The sequence below is a fragment of the Mesorhizobium sp. M8A.F.Ca.ET.165.01.1.1 genome (assembly GCF_004792065.1).
In the GTDB taxonomy this organism is placed as follows: Bacteria; Pseudomonadota; Alphaproteobacteria; order Rhizobiales; family Rhizobiaceae; genus Mesorhizobium.
Genome location: NZ_SRTH01000179.1, coordinates 1 through 317 on the forward strand (window position 1 = coordinate 1; position 317 = coordinate 317).

General features: G+C 64.7%; 1 pseudogene. It reads right to left on the bottom strand.

Annotated elements, in window-relative coordinates:
• Window positions 1–39: 39 nt before the first annotated feature.
• A pseudogene (locus EN808_RS35645) lies at window positions 40–317 on the bottom strand (ABC transporter permease); the annotation flags it as partial.

Genomic DNA, 317 nt, shown 5'->3' on the forward strand with positions numbered 1-317 from the left:
ACCTTTGGTTGCTCTTTCGGGACGCTGCCGCGGACTCTCCTATCGACCCAATCCCTCGCGGCGGCGAACGAGGGATTGAAGCACTGCCGCCAGCACGATGATCGCGGCGGTCGCGAGCAGCTGAGTGGCGGGGGTGATGTTGTTGAGCTGAAGGATGTTGGCGAGCGCGCCGAGCATGATGGTGCCGGCAACGGTGCCGACCATTGAGCCCGCGCCGCCGAACAGGCTGGTGCCGCCGATGACGACGGCGGCAATGGCCGTCAATTCATAGCCCATGCCGTCATTGGCACTGCCGAAGTTGAACTGGCCGGCGTGCA